Origin of the sequence: Moorena sp. SIO4A1, assembly GCF_010672065.1 — a bacterium.
Taxonomy (GTDB): Bacteria; Cyanobacteriota; Cyanobacteriia; order Cyanobacteriales; family Coleofasciculaceae; genus Moorena.
Window position 1 is genome coordinate 1 of sequence record NZ_JAAHHX010000989.1, and the last position, 1,113, is coordinate 1,113.

Below are 1,113 nucleotides of genomic sequence, written 5' to 3' on the forward strand. Positions count from 1 at the left end.
CAAGTCTCTTGAGAACCATATTGGTGCAATTTGGTATTTTGTGCATTACTACAATGCATCATTACTTGTTTAGCACTACCCTGGTATTTACTGGCAAAATCCGTAAGTATAACCATCTTTCCTGTGAATCCTAACTAAGTTTTTGACGTGCAAGCTTATTGCCTTTTCCCCTGGAACCGTGTAATTAAATGAATTACTTTTGCTCCTAGGGTTAACTCTCCCAAACTTTCCGGTCAAGATGTTTTTAGCTATGTCTCCACTACACCAACCTTTGATTGGCCTCAACGGATTATGTCTGATCGGGTAGCCGTACTTATTGAGTGCTGCTTTTTGTCTGCCTCCTTGTCCTTTACAAGTAACCAGAAGCGGTTGAAAGGTTTTCAAAGTCAAAGCCTCAATGTTCCCAACACAAGCAGCATCGATCCAATGTTCCTTAGGAAATCCTAATTTAGTCCGGTTGTACTTAGTCTGTGCTCCCGTTCCAGTAACCACAGGTTTCGTCTTTTGAAGTACTTTAACTAGCTTGTTCCGAGTTGTATTCACCGCCGCCGCATCTTTTAATGGCGAAAGCGCTTTGGTTTTGATTTTTTGAAGTAGGCTTGGCTTCTTTTTCAGAAAGTCCTCTATAGGTTTGTTCCCTTTGCGTTGATTGCACTTTTCACAAGCCAAGCAAAGATTACTTACACGTTCACTTCCTCCTTTGGATTTTGGATAAATGTGTTCAATCTGCAATGGAACTGATTTTTTCCCACAGTAAGTGCATTCCCTTCCCCATTTTTCGAGTAAATACTCTCTAACCTCATACCCAGCTAGTTCTCCTTGCTGGTACTGAATACCACTGATTTCAGGATTCTGCATTTTTTGGGCATCAAACTTAACTCTTTCAACCCAAATTTCGTTAACTGGGCAGAATTTAATCAATCGTTTCACCCAAGTCTGGGTAGTCAAAATTCTGTGTTCTAGACTAGGGGTAAGCCATCCCTCTGGACGCTTACGGTTAAGGAACCTGGGTTTTCTATAGCGGGTGTTTCGGTTACGTCTCCCACGCCTTACAGAGCTTCTAGACTCTAGTTTTTTCTTAATTAATCCTCCTCTGTGTTCTAGCTCCATTGA

At 41.5% G+C, this 1,113-nt stretch carries 1 protein-coding gene; it reads right to left on the reverse strand.

What is annotated here, in order from left to right; genetic code table 11:
• Positions 1-87: 87 nt before the first annotated feature.
• Positions 88-1,113: RNA-guided endonuclease IscB (iscB, locus tag F6K53_RS44670; RefSeq protein ID WP_293087463.1), on the reverse strand; the 1,026-nt coding region annotated here is incomplete at its 5' end.